The following is a 19,431-nucleotide window of genomic DNA, read 5'->3' as shown; positions in this document are numbered from 1 at the left end:
CGGCTTGAGCGGCTCCGCGTTCAGCACCACGTGACGAAGGCCGGCCAGGACCGTGCCGGGTGCTGGATCCTGCAGGTCCAGCTCGTCCAGGAGGACGGTGAGGTAGCTCGGCACCAGCCCCAGGACCGTGACCCGGTCCTGCGCCAGGCGGCGCAGCATGCGCCGGGGTTCGGCGACATCGGCGTCGGGGCAGACCGCCACCGAGCCGCCGACCGTCAGTGCCGCGGTCCACTGCCAGACCGACACGTCGAAAGCGCCTGGCGCGTTCTGTGCGACCACCGAATCCTCGCGGATCGCGAAGGCCCCGACCATCGCGCGGACGTGGTTGAGCATCGCACGGTGCTCGACCACGATGCCCTTCGGCTCGCCGGTCGAGCCGGAGGTGAACATGACGTACGCGGCCGTGTCCAGGCCGGCGAACGCGTCTGCCGCACCCAGGTCCTCGACCTCTCCCCCGGCCTCGGCCAGCAGATCGGCGAGCCGGAGCCAGCGAACCCCGGGAACCTGCTCGGCGGGCTCGTCGCAGAGCACCACCTCGACCCCGGCCAGTTCCAGCATCCGGGCATGACGCTCGATCGGATGTCTCGGCTCCAACGGCACATAGGCCGCACCGGCCTTCCACACGGCCAGCAGCGCCACCAGGAACCGCTCCGAGCGCGGCAGCCGCAGACCGACGAACGCCCCGCCGTCACCGTCCGGCGGCAGCACCCGCCGCAACACCCTGGCCAGCCGGTTCGAAGCCGAGCCGAGCTCTTCGTAGGTGAGCGACCTGCCTTCGCAGGTCACCGCGATCCGTCCGGGAGCCTCGGCCGCGATCACGTCGAACAGCTCGGGGATCCGGCGCGACCCGAGATCCACCGTCGGGCCCCGGCCGAAGTCCAGCACCTCTCCTCGCTCGGCGTCGTCGAGGACGTCAAGAGCCGGCAGGCCGCCTCCGCCGTCCTCGGCCATGCGGTCCAGCAACCGCGTCAGGTATCCGGCCAGGCGTTCGGCCAGGCCGGGGGGCAGCGCCTCGACGTCCACGTCGAGCTCGCACCGCAGACCGCCGTCGGCGGTGTCCACCACCTGCAGGCTGAGCGCGTACGGCGAGCAGTGCAGCGGCATGTTCTCGACTTCGCTCATCCGCAGGCCCGCGAGGTCCGGGCATCGCACCCTGCGGTCCAGCACGATGGAGGAGCGGAACAACCGGCGCGCCAAACCCGGCTGACGGGCGTCCAGATCGGCGACGACCTCGGCGAAGGGTAAGCCGGCGTGCTCCAGGGCGTCCAGCAGCCGGTCCTGCACGGACCTGAGATAGCCGCTGACATCGGTCCCGGCTTTCGTGCTCAGGCGAAGCGCCATCTGATTGGCGCAATAACCGACCGTTCGCTCGAACCCGTCCGGCCGCGCCGCGGAAGGCGCGAAGACGACCACGTCGTCCTGGGCGGTCAGCCGGTGCTGCAGGACCCCCCACCCGGCCACCAGGAAGGCGAACAGCGTCACACCGTTCGCACGGGCGGCCGCACGCAGTCGGTCGGCACGTGCCTTGTCCAGTTCGAAGCGGTGTCGTTCGGTCCTGAAGGACGGCAGGCCGGCGCCGCGGCCGCTCGGCAATTCCGGCTCCGGCGCCCCGTCCAGCAACGCGTTCCAGTGGACCCGGTCCTCGCGTGAGCGCGCCGAGCCGGCCTCGCCCGCCTGCCGGGCGAGGAACTCCGCGAACTGGACCGGCGCGGGCAGCCCGTCCGCGGGGAGGAGACCAAGCTCACCGTTGTAGAGGGCCGCCAGGTCCTCCATCCAGGGAAGCAACGACCAGCCGTCCGCGATGGTGTGGTGCACCGCGATGTGCAGAAGATGCTTGTCCACGCCGACGCGCACCAGGCACATCCGCAGCAACGGACCACCGGGCACGTCGAGCGGGCGCCGGGCCTGCGCGTCCAGGAAGGCCGTCACCTCGGACTCGGCGCACTCGGCCTCGGAGAACATCTCATCCCAAGCCAGCTCTTCCATGGTCACGACACACGTGGATGCCCCGTCCGCGGTGAACACGGTGCGCAGGGCGTGGTGTCGTTCGACGGCGCCTCGCGCCGCGGCGCGGAACGCGTCCCGGTCCAGCCGTCCGTCCAGCCAGAAGCCCGCGAAGAGCGTGTAGGCGAGCGAGCCTTCCGCGGAGACGTTCGCCAGCGCCCACAACTGCTGCTGTGCTCGCGAGGCGGCCGTCAGCCGGCGGGAGGAAGGAAGCGGCGCCCCGTTGCCGCCGCTCGGCACCGGTCTTCCGGCCGCCGGCGCGTCCTGTCCGGAGCGCGGTGGGATCAGGCCGTTCTCGCGCAGCTCCTCGATGCTCTCGCGGGCCGCGTCGCGGATCAGGTCCAGGTCCTTGTCGTCGTGCGCGGTGGACAGGAAGCAGTTGCGCCATTCCCAGATGAAGATCCCGCGATCGAGCATGTTGTAGTAGAAGAGGTCCATGTTCGCGTCGTGCATGAAGCGGTAGCACGACGAGAACCGGGTGACTTCAATGGGCGCGTCCAGCTCCTGGAAGTCCGTGTTCATGGCGTCGACGAAGCGCCTGGTCCTGTCGTCCAGGCTCCGCTGGAGGTCCGGGCCCTGCCGCCGCAGCTCGCCCAGCGTCGCCTTCGCCACCGCCATGGTCAGCGGATGCTGGTTGAAGGTGCCACCGAAGAACGTCGACTCCGCTGTCGGGTAGGAGCCGTCGCCGAAACGCCAGCCGCCGCCGTCGATCGCGTCCATCGTCCCGCCACGTCCGGCCACCACGCCGAGGGGCATGCCACCGCCGATGATCTTCCCGTAGGTGGCCAGGTCGGCCTCGATGCCGTACAGCCCTTGCACGCCGCCGGGGTGGCAGCGGAAGCCGGTGACCATCTCGTCGAAGATCAGTTTGGCGCCGTGCTTCCAGGTCAGCTCGCGCAGGCGGCGCAGGAAGTCCGGTTGCTGCACGCCGGGGTGCCGAGTGGTGACCGGCTCGGTGAGGACCGCGGCCAGTTCGGAGCCGTGCCGGTCGATGAATTCCAGCGCCTGCTCGGTCCCGAAATCGAGGACGTAGACGTTGTCGATCGCGCCCTGGGTGACGCCGATCGCCAGTGGCTTGGCGCGCAGTTCGCCCCCGACCCAGTTCGGCGCGGCCAAGACGCCTTCCGAGTGGCCGTGGTAACCCGTCTCGAAGATGACGATCTTCTCCCGGCCGGTCGCCGCGCGGGCCAGCTTCAACGCGGTGATCACCGCCTCGCTCCCGCTGTTCAGGAAGGCCACCCGGTCCATGCCGGTCAGGGCGAGGACGTCCTCGGCGACGTCATTGACCAGCTCGCTGCGCGGGCCGAGGCTGAAGCCGGTCTCCATCCGCTCCGCGATCGCTTGCGTCACCAAAGACGGGTTGTGGCCGAACAGGTGAACCCCGAACCCCAAGGTCAGGTCGATGTACTCGTTGCCGTCGACATCCCACAGCCGCGCGCCCCGACCGCGGCCGGCGACGATCGGGTAGAGCATCTCCTTGGTCGACATCCGGAAGCCGATCGTGGAGCGGCTGTCGGCGATGACCTCACGGAACCTCTCCGCGTAGGCCTTGGACCTGGCGGTCCTGGCCGTGTAGCGCACTGCCAGGCGTCGCAGGTATTCGTCGCGGCGGGTCGGGTCCACCGCGCTGCGGCCGTCCTTGCGCCGCCTCCCCGGAGCGAGCGGGGCCACCGGAGCGGGTTCCCGCGTGGTGACGGGCGAGGCCGGAACGGGCACGGCGACCGCCTGGACGTCGGGGACGCCCGCCGCGCCCGACCGATCGGGGCCCGCAGCGGCGGTGCCGCCGATGAGTTCGAGCTGGTGGTGCATGAGGCGCAGTTGTTCGGCGAGAAGACGTTCCACCGCGGAGGGCGCGGGCTGGGCCCCTGTGACGGCGGCACTCTGCGGAACCACCGGCTCACCGGCCGCGAGAGGCTCGCGTCTCGTCGACGTCTTCTTGAGGTGGTCGGCAAGCTCGGACAAGGTCCGCACCTCACCGAAGAACTGGCGGATGGACAGCCGGACCCCGTACCGGTCCTCGATCGGCGCCAGGACGTTGAGCAGGGCCAGCGAGTCGGCGCCGATTTCCAAGAAGGGCACGTCGGGATCCAGCAGGGCGGGATCGACCTTGAATCGGGCGGCGACGAGGGTCGTCAGCTCGACCAGAAAAGCGTCCATGGTCTTGGTCTCTTCCTCAGGGAGCCCGGCGGGGGCCGGCGATTCGGCCTGCTCTGCCGGCGTGACCGGCCAGTAGTGCCTGCGGAACATCGGGTGGGTCGGCAACGCGAGCCGCCGTCTGGACCGGCCGGCGTGCAGCGGCTGCCAGGAGACCTCGCGGCCGCTCAGCCAGCCGTCCACGAGATCGGCCAGGTGCCGGGGCAGCGTGGTGCTGTCCGTCACGAAGTCGCCGTCCCGAAGTGCGCGGGCCGCACCGGCGCAGCCGTCCGCGAGTACGGCTCTGCGGTGCCGATGCGCCTGCCGGCCGGTCTGCAGGGTGAAGGCGACATCGGCGGGGTCGGCGTCCGCGTGCTCCTCCAGGTACCGGCGCAGGTCATCGCTCGCCTGTTCCAGCGCCTCGGGGCTGCGGGCCGAGAGTACGACCAGGTGCCGGCCCGCCGGCGACCGGAGTGGCGGCGGTGGCACGGGCGGTTCCGCGACCACGACGTGGACGTTGGTGCCGCCGATGCCCAGGGAGCTGACCCCGGCGATTCGCTTCCCGGACGGAGGGTGCCAATCCGTCCTCTCCGCGGCGAGGTAGAACGGCGACTCGATCAGGTTCAGCTCGGGGTTGGGCGAACGTAGTTGCGGGTTGCCCGGGATGCGGCCGTACCGGATCGCCAGCACGGTCTTGATCAGGCCGGTGACCCCCGCGGCACAGTCCAGGTGGCCGACGTTCGCCTTCACCGACCCAAGAGCGCAGAAACCGCGCTCGTCGGTGTCGAACGCCCGCATCAGGGCGTTGAACTCCACCCGGTCGCCCAAGGGAGTGCCCGCGCCATGTGCCTCGACATAGGTCACGTCGGTGGATTCGAGCCCGGCGACCAGGATCGCCTCGCGGATCGCCCGTGCCTGCCCCATCAGTCCTGGGGCGGCGTACCCCGCGCGGCGCGCGCCGTCATTGTTGACCGCCGACCCACGGATGACGGCAAGGATCCTGTCCCCGTCCGCGAGCGCGTCCGACAGCCGGCGGAGGACGACCACGGCCGCGCCGTCCCCGAAGATCAGGCCGTCGGCCGCCGCGTCGAACGACCGGCAACGGCCGCTGCGTGACAGTGTTCCGCCTTCGCGGTAGAGATAGCCGGCGTGCTGCGGCAGCCGCAACGAGACCCCTCCGGCCAGGGCCATGTCGCACTCGCCGTCGAGGAGTTGCTGGCAGGCCAGGTGCACGGCGACCAGCGAGGTGGAACAGGCGGTCTGGATGGTCAGGGCCGGGCCGGTGAGATCGAGTTTGTAGGCGACCTTGGTCGTGAGGCCGTCCGGGGCGTTCGCGGCTTTCGCGAAGTCCGCGGCGACATCGCAGTATTCTGGACCGGTCAGCAGCCTGGTGTAGTCGGAGCTGCGTGGGCCTCCGTAGACCCCGACAGGGCCGGAAAAGGTCGTCGGCCCATGCCCGGACTCCTCCAGCGCCTCGTGACAGACCTCGAGGAAGATCCGCTGCTGCGGGTCCATCAGCTCCGCCTCGCGACCCGTGTAGCCGAAGAACGTGGCGTCGAACATGCCGGCGCCACGCAGGTGCGCGCCGCTCTTGACGTAGTCCGGGTGCGCCACGAGCTCGGGCGCGACGCCGGCGGCGAGGCACTCGGCGTCCGAGTAGTCGGTGACCGCGTCGCGCCCTTCGTCGAGGATCCGCCACAGCGCCTCCACACTGTCCGCGCCGGGGAAGCGTCCGGCCATGCCGATGATGGCGATCCGTTCGTCGCCCTGAGCGCCCATCAGACCGCTCTCCCGCGAACGCCGGCCCTGCCCTGGGTGCGCCGCCGCACGCGCTCGTCCACGGCCTCCGCCAGCGTGCCGGAGGCGCCGCCGCGCAGGAATCCCGCCAGTTGCTCGATGCTCGGCGCGCCGAGCAGGTCGGCGACGGTGAGCTTCTCGCCCAGCTCCTCCTCGATCCTCACGGCCAGCTCGACCGCGAGCAGCGAGTCGCCGCCCAGGTCGAAGAGGTTGGCGTCGTAGTCGTCTATCTCGCTCCGCAGTTCCTCGCCCCACAGCCGGGCCAAGACTCGCCTGAGATCGTCGCCCTCCAACCGGACGGTGGGCGCGGCGGTCGCCTCGACCGGATCAGGACGCGGAGGCGACCAGCGCCGGACGCGAGCATCCAGGTCCTCGGTCGACACGAAGACCACTGAGCAGGACCCCGCCTGGCGCAGAATCCGCCCGAACGTCTCGGCGCCCTCGTCCGAAGTGAGGGCGAGACCCGCCAGCTCCCTCTGCTCGGCGGACACGGCGGCGGGGTCGTCGTCGAAGGCCCAGCCTTCCCAGGCGATGCTCGTCAGAGTGTCGTCGGCCCGGGCCAGCGCGTCCAGGAACGCGTTGGCCGCGCCGTAGGCGGCGTATCCGACACCGCCGAGAACCGACGAGAGCGAGGAGATCAGCACACCTGGGATCCGGCCCCCGAAGATCCGGCGCAGGACGAGCGCGCCCTGCGTCTTCGGCCTGAAGACCTGCCGCCGGCCGGCCGGGTCCGCCCCGCCGATCAGGCACGAGGCCGCGGCGGGCCGGACACTCGCGGCGTGGAACCAGGCGCCGATCGGGCCGAAGCGCTGCTCGGCCTCTGCCACGACCGCACGCATCCGCTGCTCGTCCACGACGTCGGCGGAGACGGCGTACACCTGCGCGCCCAGACTCTCCATCCGCCGGATCCGTTCGATGACCATGCTGACCGGATCGTCAGGGCCGTGGTCGTCGAGCCAGCCGTCGTACTCCCGGGGGTCGGGGAAGGGAGATCGCCTGGTGAGGATCAGGCGGGTGTCGCCGAATGCGGCCAGCTTCTCCGCCAGCGCCAGCCCGACACGCCCCAGGCCACCGGAGATGAGATGGACGCCACCGGCACCCGCCGGTACCAGCGGCGCGAAGTCCGCCATCGGGACGTAACGCTTGACCCAGAGGAAGCCGCCACGCAAGGCGAGTGCCCTGTGGGTCGTGTGGCCGAGTAACGCGTCGGCCAGGCCCACCGTCTGATCCGGCCGGTCGATGTCGATCGTCCGGACATCCAGCTTCGGGAATTCCTGACGGGCCACCAAGGCCGCCGCGTCGGCCATGCTCGCCGTCGCGCTGATCGATTCGCCACCGAGGACCCGGTGAACCCCCGTGGTGACCACCGTGATCGCGGTACGTGCGCCGGGAGCGGCGTGTCGCGCGGCCTGCGTCACCACATCGAGCACGGCCTGGAATGCGAAGTCCCGGTCCGGGTCGAACGCCGCCTCGTCGGCGATGTCGCCGTCCAGCGTCCAGAAGTGCACGATGTGCTCGGGGAATCGGCCTTCGGCGGTCAGGGCGGCGAACAACGCCCCCATGCCGTCCGGCGTGGCCGGGTCCACGATGAACGCATCAGGTGCGGAGCGTCCGAAGACCCGGCCGGCACGCACCCTCGTGACCTCGTGGCCGAGCCGTGTCAGCTCGGCCGCCACACCGGGTCCTGCCCCGCCGGAATCCTCGAACACCAGCCAGCGCGCCGCGGGGTCCGGTCTGGACGGCGCCGGGACCGTCCGCTGCCAGGCTTCGGTGTAAAGCCATCTCTCGGGGACGGGGTCGCGTTCCGGACGGCGCCTCCGCTTCGGCGCGGCGACGGCGAGCCGCTCGCGCCTCAGAGGGTGGACCGGCAACGGCACCCTCCGGCGTTTTCCCGGACGCCAGGAAGTCCACTCGATCGGAACCCCCGCCGTCCACAGCCGCCCGGCCGCGCGGAGCAGTTGCTCGGACCGGGAGGCACCGGGCTCGTCGTGCGAGCCGATGACGACGCCGCCGGGAACATGTGCGGACGCCTCGCCGATCACCACCACGACATCGGCTTTCAGACCCTCCCAGCCGACCGTCGCGGTGGCCGGTCCGGCGACCATCCGGCGCACGGTCTCCGCCAGGCCGGCGGTTCCGCGCAGGTGGGCCGCGATGTTCTCGTCGCCGGCGATCTCGTCCGGTTCCCATCCCGAGCCGGTCAGGAGCGAGCCGATCGCGAGCCGGGACACGAGATCGGCCAGCCGCGCATCGGCCGGCAGCGCTCCGTCGAGTTCGACGTCGAGCCCGGTGAGGATGCCGGCACAATCGCGGAGCGTCGCGCGGATGGGGCCGAAGGCCGCCGCGTCGCCGAGTCCCGCGAAGGGCCCGTCACCGAGGATGAGCGCCGTCCGTCCCACGGCGTGCGCGGGGCCGGTGGTCTGCCGACGGCCCACCCTGCGCAGGGCCTCGGCGGCGGCGCGTGCATCGGCCGCTGTCACCGCGTATCGGCAGGGGTGCGCGCGGCGGCCGGCCGCGAGGCTGAACGCGACATCGGACAGGTCATGTCCCTCCCCCGGCCTGCGGGCCGGGCCGTCGTCCCCGGTGTCCAGGCGGTCGGCGAGACTCCCGCAGAGCTCCTCGAGCGCGGCCTCGTCCCGGGCGCTGACGGTGAGCAGTTCCCACTGGGCGCGTCCCGATCGCGGCTGGGGCGCCTCCGGTGCCTCTTCCAGCACCACGTGCACGTTCGTCCCGCCCATCCCGAACGAGCTGACACCGGCTCGGCGCGGCCATCCGCCGGTCCGCTCCCACGGCATCGACTCGGTGTTGATCTCGAACGCTCCGTCCGCGAGTCCCTCACCGGCGCGGCGGAAATGCGGATGGGGCGGGATCTCACCGTGGTGCAGTGCCAGCACCGCCTTGATGAATCCGGCCACACCCGCGGCCGCCGCCAGGTGCCCGATGTTCGCCTTGACCGTGCCCAGCAGGCATGGGGTCTCGCGGGGTGTCGCGGCGAACACCTCGCTCAGCGCCGCGAGCTCTACCTGGTCGCCCAACGCGGTGGCGGTGCCGTGGGCCTCGACGTAGGACACGGTCGCCGCGTCGAATCCGGCGACCGCCAGAGCCTCGGCGATCACGGCCCGCTGGCCTTCGACGCTCGGCGCGGCGAACCCGACCTTGGCCGCGCCGTCGTTGTTGAGCGCCGAGCCCTTCACCACCGCGATGACGGTGTCGCCGTCGTCGAGAGCGTCGGCCAGACGTTTGAGCGCCACGAAGCCGACGCCGTCGCCGAACACCGTTCCGCTGGCGTCCGCGTCGAACGCCCGGGTCCTGCCGTCCCGGGAAAGGATCATGGCCTCCCGATGGAGGTAGCCGGGATGCGGATTGGCGAGCACCGAGACCCCGCCCGCCAGCGCCAGATCACACTCACCCGCGAGCAGGCTCTGAACCGCCAGATGGATCGCGCTCAGCGACGTCGAGCACGCCGTCTGGACGGTGACGCTCGGGCCGGTGAGGCCGAGCTTGTAGGACAACCGGGGCGCCAGATAGTCCTTGTCGTTGGCCAGCATCAGCTCGGTGCCCTCTGCCGTCAGCAGGTCGACCTCCCGAGCCAGGACGTTGTGCAGATAGGTGTTCATCGACGCCCCTGCGAAGACTCCGATCGCCGCCTCGCCCTGGCGCGCGTAGCCGATCGTCTCGAGGAGCCGCCACGCGGTCTCCAGGGCCAGCCGGTGCTGTGGGTCCAGCAGTTCGCCCTCGCGGCGGGTGTAGCCGAAGAACGCGGTGTCGAAGTCGTAGGCGTCGGGCAGTGGCACCCCGGCCGGGACGAACGCCGGATCCTTCAGCAGGTCCTCGGGCGTGCCGGCATCCCGCAGTTCCGCCTCGGAATAGTCGGTGACCATGTCGTCGCCGGAGCACAACCGGGCCCACAATTCGTCGATGTCGCGCGCCCCAGGGAACCTGCCCTGCATGCCTATGACGGCGACACCATCCAGCTCAGTCATCCCCAGCTCCCCAATCGTGCCGAATGCCCGTTTCCTCATCAGGAAGCCCTTCCGTTCGGCCCCGGACGGCCATCCGCGCAGTGGCACGCCGCCTGCCCTGGGACGCCGCCCCATGACGGACCTCGGCGCGGCGTGCGCCGACGTCGCCGGCCCCTTCGCCACCGCTCGCCGCGGTCAGGGCTTCCCCGGCTCCCGCGGACAGGCGCGCGGCGAGTGCGGACACGGTCGGATGGCGGAAGAGATCCGCGACCGTCAGCGCTCGCCCCGCAACGGCACGGACCAGCCGCCGGTGCACCTGGAGCAACAGCAGGGAGTTCCCGCCGAGGTCGAAGAAGTTGTCGCCGTCGCGAACCGTGTCGCGTCGCAGCACCTCGGCCCAGATTTCGGCGACCAGCCGTTCCCGTTCGCCGCGCCCCTGGACGGCCACCGCCGCCGTACGGGCCGTGGCGGGGCGGGAACGGCTCGCCCGCTCGGCGAGCAACCTGCGGTCCACCTTCTTGTTGATCGTCAACGGCAGGCTCGGCACGAACTCGATGGCGGCGGGCACCATGTACTCGGGCAGGCTGGACCGCAGCGACGCGCGCAACGCGCTCTCCCCGGCCGGCCGGCCGTCGGCGGGGACGACGCACGCCGTGATCCGCCTGTCGTCAGCGTCGGACCCCTCCACGAAGACCGCCGCCTGGGCGATCATGGGGTCGCGCTCCAGGCAGGCCTCGATCTCCTCCAGCTCGATCCGGTAGCCGTTGACCTTCACCTGGTTGTCGATCCGGCCGAGGATCTCGAGCTGGCCGTCGGCCCGTACCCAGGCCAGATCGCCTGTCCGGTACCTGCGGCCGCCCGGGTCATCGGGGGCGCTCACGAAACGGGCGGCGGTCAGCTCCGGACGGCCGGCGTAACCGCGCGCCGGCGCGGATCCGCCGATGTGCAGCTCGCCGATGATGCCTTTCGGCAGCTCACGGCCCTGAGCGTCGCGAACGCTCACGGTCGCGTTGTCAAGGGCTTGTCCGACCGGCACCCCGTTTCCCGCGCAGTCCGAGGGACGAACGCGGCGCGCGGTCACGCACACGGTCGCCTCGGCGGGGCCGTAGAGATTCCACAGCTCTCCGCACCACGCGAGCGAGCGCAGGGCGAGCGGTCCTGGCAGCAGTTCCCCGCACGAGAAGGTGTGGCGGACCATGAGGCCGGCCGGGGTGGCGCGCTCGACGGCCGCGTCGAGCCCGTGCAGAGCCGAAGGGGTCTGGTTCAGATGGGTGACTCGCTCGGTCACCAGAAGGCGGAGAAACCGCTCAGGGTCGCGGGCCACAGGAGCCGGGATCACGACGAGGCACGCACCGGACAGCAGGGCGCCCCACAGTTCCCACACCGAGACGTCGAAAGCGGTCGAGTGGAAGAGCGTCCACACCGCGTCCGGATCGGGCGCGACATGCCGCCGCATCGCGTCGAGCAGACCGAGCACCTGGCGGTGCTCGACGTCGATGCCCTTCGGCTCGCCGGTCGACCCGGAGGTGTAGACGGTGTAGGCCAGGTCCCCCGCTCTCGGCCCGGGCCCGGGGTCGGGGGGTGAGAGCGGCGCGGAGCCGTCCATCGCCAGCACGTGTGGCGCGATCCCCTCGAGGCCGCGGACCGAGGCCTGGTGGGTCAGGACGGCGACCGGGCCACAGTCCTCGACCATCCCGCGTACGCGCTGGACGGGGTTCATCGGGTCGAGCGGGACGTAGGCGGCCCCGCTCTTCAGGACGGCGAGCACGGCGACGACGGTGTCCACGCCCGGCGGCAGGAGCAGCGCGACCCGGCGGCCGGACCCGGCGCCCAGGCCGCGGAGCCGTGTCGCCCAGCGCGACGACAGATCGTCCAGCGCCCTGTAGTCGAGCTGGACGCCGTCGCAGCGGACCGCGGGACGGGACGCGTGGGCGGCGGCCGCGACGGCAAAGCGGGCCACGACGCTGTCGTCGGCGGCGATGCCGGCCGGCATCGCCCCGGACCCGCCGGACCCGCCGGACCTCGGCTCGGTGACAAGGTCGTCGATGACCGCGTCCGGCTCGTCGGTCGTGGCCCGCAGGATGGCCAGATAGTCCTCGACGGCCCGGCGGGCGGCCGAGTCGGGAAAGACCGAGCGCCGGTAGCGCAGGCTGCCGAGGACGTTCTCGCCGTCCTCGAAGAGCACGAGGCTGAGGTCGTGCTGGTCTTCCTGCTGTGCCACGCGGAACGGCCGGAGCTCCAGGCCGGCCCATGGCACCGGCCCCGCCGCCGGTCCCGCTCCTCCGGCGTGGATCGCCGCCAGTTCCGGCGAACGCCGGGCCTCCTGGTAGACGAACATGCACTGGAAGAGCGGGTTCCGGCCCGCTTCCCGCGACGGTGCCAGCTCACGGACGAGCGCCTCGAACGGATACTCCTGATACTCCAGCGCTTCGGCGACGGTGCGCTGGTTGCGGGCCACGGCTTCGCGCACGCTCGGCCGGCCGCGCAGGTCGCCCCGGAGGACCACGGGATCGGCGAAGTAGCCGACGCAGTCACGCAGGTCCGGATCCGTACGCCCGGAGACCGGGACGCCCACCAGCACGTCGTCCTGTCCGGTGTAGCGCCGGAGCAGTTCCTGGAGACCGGTGAGGTAGACCGCGAACGGGGTCGCGTGTCCGGCACCGGCGAGGGCTCTGACCCGCGCGGCCGGCTCGGGTCCCAGGACGAAGCCGATCGACGAGGCGCCGCCGACGTCCTCACCCGGTTCACGGCCGAAGGCCGGCCACGCCGTCATCGCCGGAGCGCCGGCCAGTTTGGCATGCCAGTACGCGCGGGCCCTGTGCCCGTCATCGCTGTCGAGGTACGTGTGCTGACGGCGGACATGGGTCGCGTAAGTGGCGACACGGTCGTCGAAGCGCGCCGGCGGCCCGCCCGTCTCCGCGAGGTGGAGCGCCGCCAGTTCGTCGAGCATCAGGTCGAGGGACCACATGTCGGCCACGAGGTGGTGGACGACGAGCAGCAGCACCCCGGCCTCCGGCCCGGTCGTCAGGAGCGTCAGGCGGACCAGCGGGCCGGACTCGAGGTCGAATGGCCGGGCGCGGAGCCCATCGGCCTCGGCCGACAGCCGTGGCCCGTCCCAGGCCGCTGCGTCGATCACGTGGAATTCCGGATCCAGCTCGCCGTGCGTCCGCTGGTAGGCCTCCCCGTCCCGGTCGTGGAAGGTGGTGCGCAACGACGTGTGCCGCCCCGCCAGGCGGACGAGCGCGCGGCGGAGCGCCGCGGCGTCAAGGGCTCCGGCGTAGTGGGCCGCGAACGCGATGTTGTAGGCGGCGCCGTCCGGACGGGTCTGGTGGGTGATCCACAGGGCGTGCTGGCCTGAGCTCAGCGGCCCTTCCACGGCGGTGGGCGGTTCGCCGTCCTCCTGCTCGGCGGCGGTCACCAGTCTCTCCAGCGCCGCCGGAGTGAGATCGCCCAGGAGGCCGACCAGCGTCACGCCGACACCGAACTCGGCCCGGAGCGTCGCCCGCAGTTCGACCGCCGCCAGCGAGTTCAGCCCGAGCGACACCAGGGGGGCGTCGGGCTCGGCCTGGCGCGACAGACGGCTCGCCAGCACGGTGCGTATCCGGTCCCGGGCCGGAAGGGCCGGTGAGCTCCGGACGGCCACGTCGTCGCCCGCTTCGGCCGTCTCCGCACGAGGCGATGGCACGGTGCCTTCCGCATACCAGTGGGGAACCCTCTCGAACGGGTACGAAGGGGCCGCGATCCTTCGCCGGGTGTGCGGAGCGTAGAACGCCTCCCAGTCGACGTCCGCCCCCATCCGATCCAGGCGGACGAGTGCCTCCTGAATCGCCGCCGACGCCGCGACCCCTTCGGGCAGGGCCGGGATCCAGCCCGGCCGCGCGGCGCCGGGTGCGGAAGCGGTCGAGCCGCTGAGCGTCGTTCCGGGACCGGTCTCGACGAACACGGTCGCACCCGCCTCGACGAGGGCCGAGACCCCGTCGTCGCAACGCGCCGGAGCCGTCAGGTGCCGGGCCCAGTAGCCCGGCTCGTACGTGTCCGCGCGGGCAAGACGCCCGGTGACGGTGGAGGCGATGGCCAGGCCGGGCGCGTGGTGCTCGAACGCGCGAGCCGCCTCGGCCAGGAGCTCTGCCGCCCGCGTGTTCGGCGACGGCCGGGCGGCGATCCGCCCGCGGGCCGCCACCAGGCGCAAGGCGTCTTCGGGCGTCAGGATTCCGGCCACCACGGCGGCCCCGTACTCGCCCAGGCCGTGCCCGACGACGGCGCTCGGCCGCACGCCCCACGACGCCCACATCTCGGCCAGGCCCAGTTCGGTCAGCAAAAATGCCGGTTGCCCGAGTTCGGGACGTGAGCCCAGGTGTGGAGCGGACAGCGCGTCCTGTGGCGAAAGGCCGGTGAGTTCGGTGAACAGCGCCGCCATCCGGTTCAGGAAGCCGCGGAAGGCCGGGCAAGTGGTCATGAGTTCCTGGGCCGAACCGGCGAACCGGGCGCCCTCCCCCGGAAAGGCCAGGGCGATCTTGGGCGGCCCGGTCGCGGTGTGCCCGTGGTCGACGGCGCCGGCCTCTTCGTCGTATGCCCGCTCGTCGAGCCACGCGCCGAGGCGTGCCCCTGCTTCGGCCGGGGAGGCGGCCACCACGGAGAGGCGATGTCCGAGCCGGCGACGCCCGACCGCGGCGGTGTAGGCGAGGTCGGGGAACTCGGCCGGCTCGGCCGCCATCAGCCGATCGCGCCAGCGCGATGCCGTCTCCCGCAGGGCATCCGCCGTCCGTGCCGAGAGTGAGATCACCTCATAGGGCAGCGGCTGTGAACGCCGGCTCGGTTCCGGGGCCGATTCCAGGACGGCGAAGGCGTTCGCGCCACCGATCGAGAAGGACGTGACGCCCGCTCGGCGGACCGCGTCCGTCCACTGCAACGGCTCGGGATTCACGAACAGCCCGCCGTCGCCGAGCCGAACGCGCGGATGCGGTGCCGCGAAGTAGGGGCTCGGCGGGATCAGCCCATGGTGGACGGCCAGCACGGACTTGATCAGGGCGGCGATGCCCGCTGCGACGTCCAGGTTGCCGACGGCGGCCTTGACCGAGCCGATCGCGCACCGCGTGCCGCCAAGGGCCTGGTGGAGCGCCGCGATCTCGGTGGCGTCGCTGAGGACCGTCGCGGAGCCCTGCGTCTCCACGTAGCCGATCGTCTCCGGAGCGACGCCGGCGACCGCCATGGCCCGGCTCGCCGCGTTCAGGATGCCGGACATCGACGGCGACGCGTAGCCCAGCTTCTCGCCGCCGTCATTGTTGACAGCGGTGCCGCGGACGACCGCGTAAACCGGGTCGCCGTCGCGCAGCGCGTCGGCGAGCGGCTTGAGCACGATGACCCCACCGCCGTTGCCGATCACCGTGCCGTCGCTCGCGGCGTCGTACGGCCGGACGCGGCCGGTGCGCGACTGCATGCCCCCTTCCCTGTGGAAGTACCCCACGTGCTGTGGCCACCGGATGGACACCGCGCCGACGAGCGCCATGTCGCATTCGTCGTCCATCAGGCTGCGGCAGGCGAGGTGGGTGGCCGTCAGTGCCGTGGAACACGAGGCCTGGACGGTCAGGCTCGGCCCGGTGAGGTTGAGCCGGTACGAGACGCGGCTCGCCAGGAAGTCCTTCTCGTTGCCGAGATGTTCCTGTGTCACCGCCGGATAGGGCGGCAACCCCCCGGACATGATCGCCGGGCCGTACCCGGACAACGTTCCGCCGGAGCCGCCGAACACCCCGATCCTGTCCTGCCCTCCGCGCGCGCCGAGCCTGCCGGCGTGCTCCAGTGCGGTCCAGGCGAGCTCCAGGAACACGCGCTGCTGTGGATCGAGCAGTCCGGCCTCACGCGGGGAGAACCCGAACAGGCCGGCGTCGAAACAGTCCGCGTCCTCGAGCACGGCCGCCATCGGCACGTAGTCCGGATCGGTCACCCAGGCGGCCGGAACCCCGGACCGGCGGAGCCGTTCGCGGGTGAGGTGGGTCACGCGGTTCCGGCCTTCGGCGATGTTCTTCCAGAACTCCTCGACGTCGGCCGCGCCGGGGAAGCGCCCGGCCATGCCGATGACGGCGACAGATCGCTCCGGAACGGAGGCAGGCACGGAGTTCACAGCCGCGTCCCGTGCATCTGGAGGAACTCCGGTCGGGCCAGGAGCGTCCGGTCGACCTTGCCGGTCGTCGTGAGGGGCAAGGCCTCGACGAGGTCGAAGGTCGCGGGGATCAGATGGCCGGGCAGTCTCCGGGCCACTTCGGCACGGAGCCGGCCCCCGGTCAGCCCCACAGGCCGATTCCCCATGCGCGTGTTTCCCTTCGCCTCGGTGAGCACCGCCCGCAGCACGACCCGCGTGGGGTCGGCACCGTCCGCGAACACCGCGCAGCCGGCCACGTGGGGCACACCGAGCAGCGCGTGCTCGACTTCGCCGAGCTCGACCCTGATGCCCCGGATCTTGATCTGGAGGTCGTCGCGACCGAGGTACTCGAGCTCGCCGTCGACCGTCCAGCGGCAGATGTCGCCGGTGTCGTACATGCTCTGTCCGGGGTGACCTGGTTCGGGAAGGAACCGCTCCGCGGTCCGGGCCTGGTCATCCAGGTAGCCGCGGGCCACCCCGGCCCCGGCGACGAACAACGTTCCGTACACGCCGGGCGGGACCTGCTGACCGTGGCGCAGCACGTACATCCGGGTGTTGTCGATGGGCCTGCCGATCGGGATCCGGTCCGGCGGCGGCCCGGCCGGGCATTCGAAGGCCGTGACGTCGACCGTGGTCTCGGTCGGTCCGTACAGGTTGACCAGCCGTGCTCCGTGACGTCCGACCAGCTCGTCGAACGCCGCCGCGGTCGGAGGCAGGAGCGCCTCCCCGCTGGAGAACAGGAGGCGGAGTCCGGCGAGCCGGTGCGCCGAGGCCTCGGTCCGAAGGTGGGCGAGGAAGACGTTGAGCATCGAGGGCACGAAGTGGACGACGGTCACACCGTGTTTCTCGATGGTCTCCTCGATGGCGAGGGGAAACCGCTCCGCGCCTGGGCGCATCAGGTGCATCCGTGCTCCGCCGAGCAGCCACCAGAACAGCTCCCAGACCGAGACGTCGAAGACGATCGGCGTCTTCTGGAGGACGACGTCCTGTGCCGTCAGGGGGAACCGTCGTTGCATCCACGCCAAGCGGTTCATCACCGAACGGTGTTCGACCATCACGCCCTTCGGCTCGCCCGTGGAGCCCGAGGTATGGATCACGTAGCACAGGTCGCGAGGCTCGGGCGGTTTCGTGGCGCCGGTTCGGGCATAGAGCTCTGCGGCGTCCAGGGCGAAGACCTCAGGCGTGGCGCCCTCCTGCGAGGTCAGGCGCGCGGCGACCGGGCAGTCACGGTCGGCCAGGACGGTCGTGATCCCACACTTGCCGATCATCCGGCTGAGCCGTTCCGGCGGCGAGCCCGGGTCCATGGGCACGTATGCCAGGCCGGCGCCGAGGATCCCGAACAGGGCGACGGGAAGATCCAGCGATCGTCGGGCCAACACGCCCACGGCACCGTGCGCACCGTGGTCACGCTGGGCCAGGAACGTGCTGAGGCGCTCCGCCCGATCGGTGAGTCGACCGTAGGTGAGTGTCCCGTCGTCCGTGCTGACGGCGATCCGATCCGCGCGATCCTCCGCCCGGGCCCTCAGCAGGTCATGGATCGTCAGGTCGTCGGGGAACGGCACGTCGGTCGCGTTGAACTCGTCGCGGATCCGGTCGCGCTCAGCGTCGCCGAGCAGCGCGTACGTGCGAATGGGCCGGGATCCGTCGGCGAGGACCTGGGGCAGGAGCGTCGCGATGATCCCGCTCAGGGCCGCACCTCCGCCGCCGGAGGCCATCCCCACGACCGGTGGCCCGACGGACGACTCCGGGGCGCCGGCGACGCGGGCGGCCAGCGCGTCGAAGGACTCGTCCGGGTCGATGCCGATCTCGACCGATCGGCCCTCGACCTCGACGACACACACATGCGTACGGTCGACGTAGTGTTCGGCCACCGCGCGCACGACTGCCCGCGTCAAAGCTGGGATCATGCGGCTCTACCCTTTCCTGCCGTGAGAGCCGGTGCCTGGCAGCCCGTCGTCCCACGACGGCCCGGCCGCCTCCCGCGCGATCTGCGGCGTGAGCAGCCTTTCCAGCAGTTGCGGCGTACCCTCGATGATGTTCAGCACCTTGGCGTCCCGATAGATGCGCGACGCGCCCTCGTCCTCCAGCGCCCCGCGCGCGCCCATGGCCTGCACGGCCTGGGCGGCATGCCGCTCCAGTGCCTGGCAGGCGAAGTACTTCGCCATCAGGACCCTGCGGGTGGAGGTGGGATCGCCCGCCGCCAGCGCACGCGACGCCTGGACGCAGAGAGCGCGTGCGGCTTCGAGGTCGACCCCCATCGCGGTGACGATGTTCTGGATCTGCCCGTACTCGACGAGTGCGTGCCCGAACGCCCGGCGCTCCAGAACCGCGGCCGAGCACGAGGCGAGCGCCGAGGAGAGCATCCCGACCGCCATCCAGGCCACGGCGTACCGGCCGTGTTCCAGGGTGTGGGGCAGGAGGATCGACTGAGCGAACCCCGGCTTGCCCACGACGGCGTCCGGCTCGATCGGGCAGCCGCGCATGTCGACCCGGGCCACCTGGGCCGCCCTCAGCCCGAGCAGCCCGGTGACCGGTGAGATCGTGAGGCCGGGGCTCGTACGGTCGAGCAGGCACCAGACCGGGCCGCCGGCGGCGCGCGCGTACACCAGGTAGAGGTCGGCGCGCTGGCCGAAGGTGGTGTAGAGCTTCGTCCCATCCAGAACGTGTCCCGAGCCCTGCCCGGTCAGCGTGGTCTCTATCCGGCTCAGGTCGCTGCCCGCCTGACGCTCGGTCATCGAGACCGCGGCGACCTTACGGCCCGCGGCCAGCTCGGGGAGCAACTCCTCGCGCTGCCGGCCGCTCCCCCACCTGACCAGCGTCTGCGCCACCATCCCGTGGACGTTGACCAGGGAGGCCAGGGACGCGCTCACCCTGCCCAGCGCCTCGTACAGCAGGCCCAGTTCCACGGCGCTCCAGCCGAGCCCGCCGTACTCCCGGGGGATCATCGCCCCGAGCAGCCCTTCCGCGGAACACCACGCGACGACCTCCTCGGGCAGCCTCTCGTCACGCTCCCACGTGCGGCTGTCCGCGGCCCAGGTGGCGCCGACCGAGGAGAGCACCTCGCGGTGATGTCCGGCCTCGGCCTCGGTGAGCAGGTTCTCCACGACGACCGGTCTCAGGCGGCACCGGCCGAGGCGGCCTGTTTGGCGCGCACGGTCTCGGCGATACGGCGTAGCGAGGCGAAATTGTTCAAGTCGAGATCGTCCACGGTGAATTTGATGCCGTAACGAAACTCCAGAAAGCCCACCAGCTCGATGGCGAACAAGGAGTTCACCGCCCCAGAGGCGAACAGCTCGTCATCCGGCGCGGGATGGAGGCCGGCATCGTGCTTGTTGAGAAAGGCCGCCACCACCTGCTGGACGGCCCCTTGCGCGAGCTCCGACATCTCGATGTCCTTCC

General features: G+C 71.5%; 6 protein-coding genes. All 6 read right to left on the bottom strand.

Features of this window, described 5'->3' with window-relative positions; translation table 11 throughout:
• Nucleotides 1–5,916 (bottom strand): aminotransferase class III-fold pyridoxal phosphate-dependent enzyme (locus AB0I15_RS21480; protein WP_358098026.1); only part of this gene is annotated, 5,916 nt, incomplete at its 3' end.
• On the bottom strand, nt 5,916–9,917 hold the full coding sequence (locus tag AB0I15_RS21475; RefSeq protein WP_358098023.1) for a beta-ketoacyl synthase N-terminal-like domain-containing protein: 4,002 nt from the start codon (nt 9,915–9,917) through the stop codon (nt 5,916–5,918). The genes AB0I15_RS21475 and AB0I15_RS21480, both read right to left, overlap by 1 nt.
• Nucleotides 9,910–16,014, bottom strand: a complete 6,105-nt coding sequence (locus tag AB0I15_RS21470) for an amino acid adenylation domain-containing protein (RefSeq protein WP_358098020.1) — start codon at nt 16,012–16,014, stop codon at nt 9,910–9,912. The genes AB0I15_RS21475 and AB0I15_RS21470 overlap by 8 nt, the downstream gene beginning before the upstream one ends.
• Nucleotides 16,011–17,927: an amino acid adenylation domain-containing protein gene (locus tag AB0I15_RS21465; protein WP_358098018.1), complete on the bottom strand. Its 1,917-nt coding sequence runs from the start codon at nt 17,925–17,927 to the stop codon at nt 16,011–16,013. Before AB0I15_RS21465 ends, AB0I15_RS21470 begins: the two co-directional genes overlap by 4 nt.
• An 18-nt stretch (nt 17,928–17,945) precedes the next feature.
• Nucleotides 17,946–19,136, bottom strand: coding sequence for an acyl-CoA dehydrogenase family protein (locus AB0I15_RS21460; protein ID WP_358098016.1), 1,191 nt, complete (start codon nt 19,134–19,136; stop codon nt 17,946–17,948).
• A gap of 11 nt (nt 19,137–19,147) precedes the next feature.
• On the bottom strand, nt 19,148–19,417 hold the full coding sequence (locus AB0I15_RS21455) for an acyl carrier protein (RefSeq protein ID WP_358098013.1): 270 nt from the start codon (nt 19,415–19,417) through the stop codon (nt 19,148–19,150).
• Between the last annotated feature and the right edge of the window lie 14 nt (nt 19,418–19,431).

It is taken from the genome of Nonomuraea sp. NPDC050643 (assembly GCF_040654715.1).
Taxonomy (GTDB): Bacteria; Actinomycetota; Actinomycetes; order Streptosporangiales; family Streptosporangiaceae; genus Nonomuraea.
This window is presented reverse-complemented; position numbering and strand designations above follow the sequence as displayed.

What these genes read in the sequence shown, in the direction of transcription:
- AB0I15_RS21475 (WP_358098023.1), bottom strand. Translation starts at nt 9,917, where the DNA reads ATGACTGAGCTGGATGGTGTCGCCGTCATAGGCATGCAGGGCAGGTTC.
- AB0I15_RS21455 (WP_358098013.1), bottom strand. Translation starts at nt 19,417, where the DNA reads ATGTCGGAGCTCGCGCAAGGGGCCGTCCAGCAGGTGGTGGCGGCCTTT.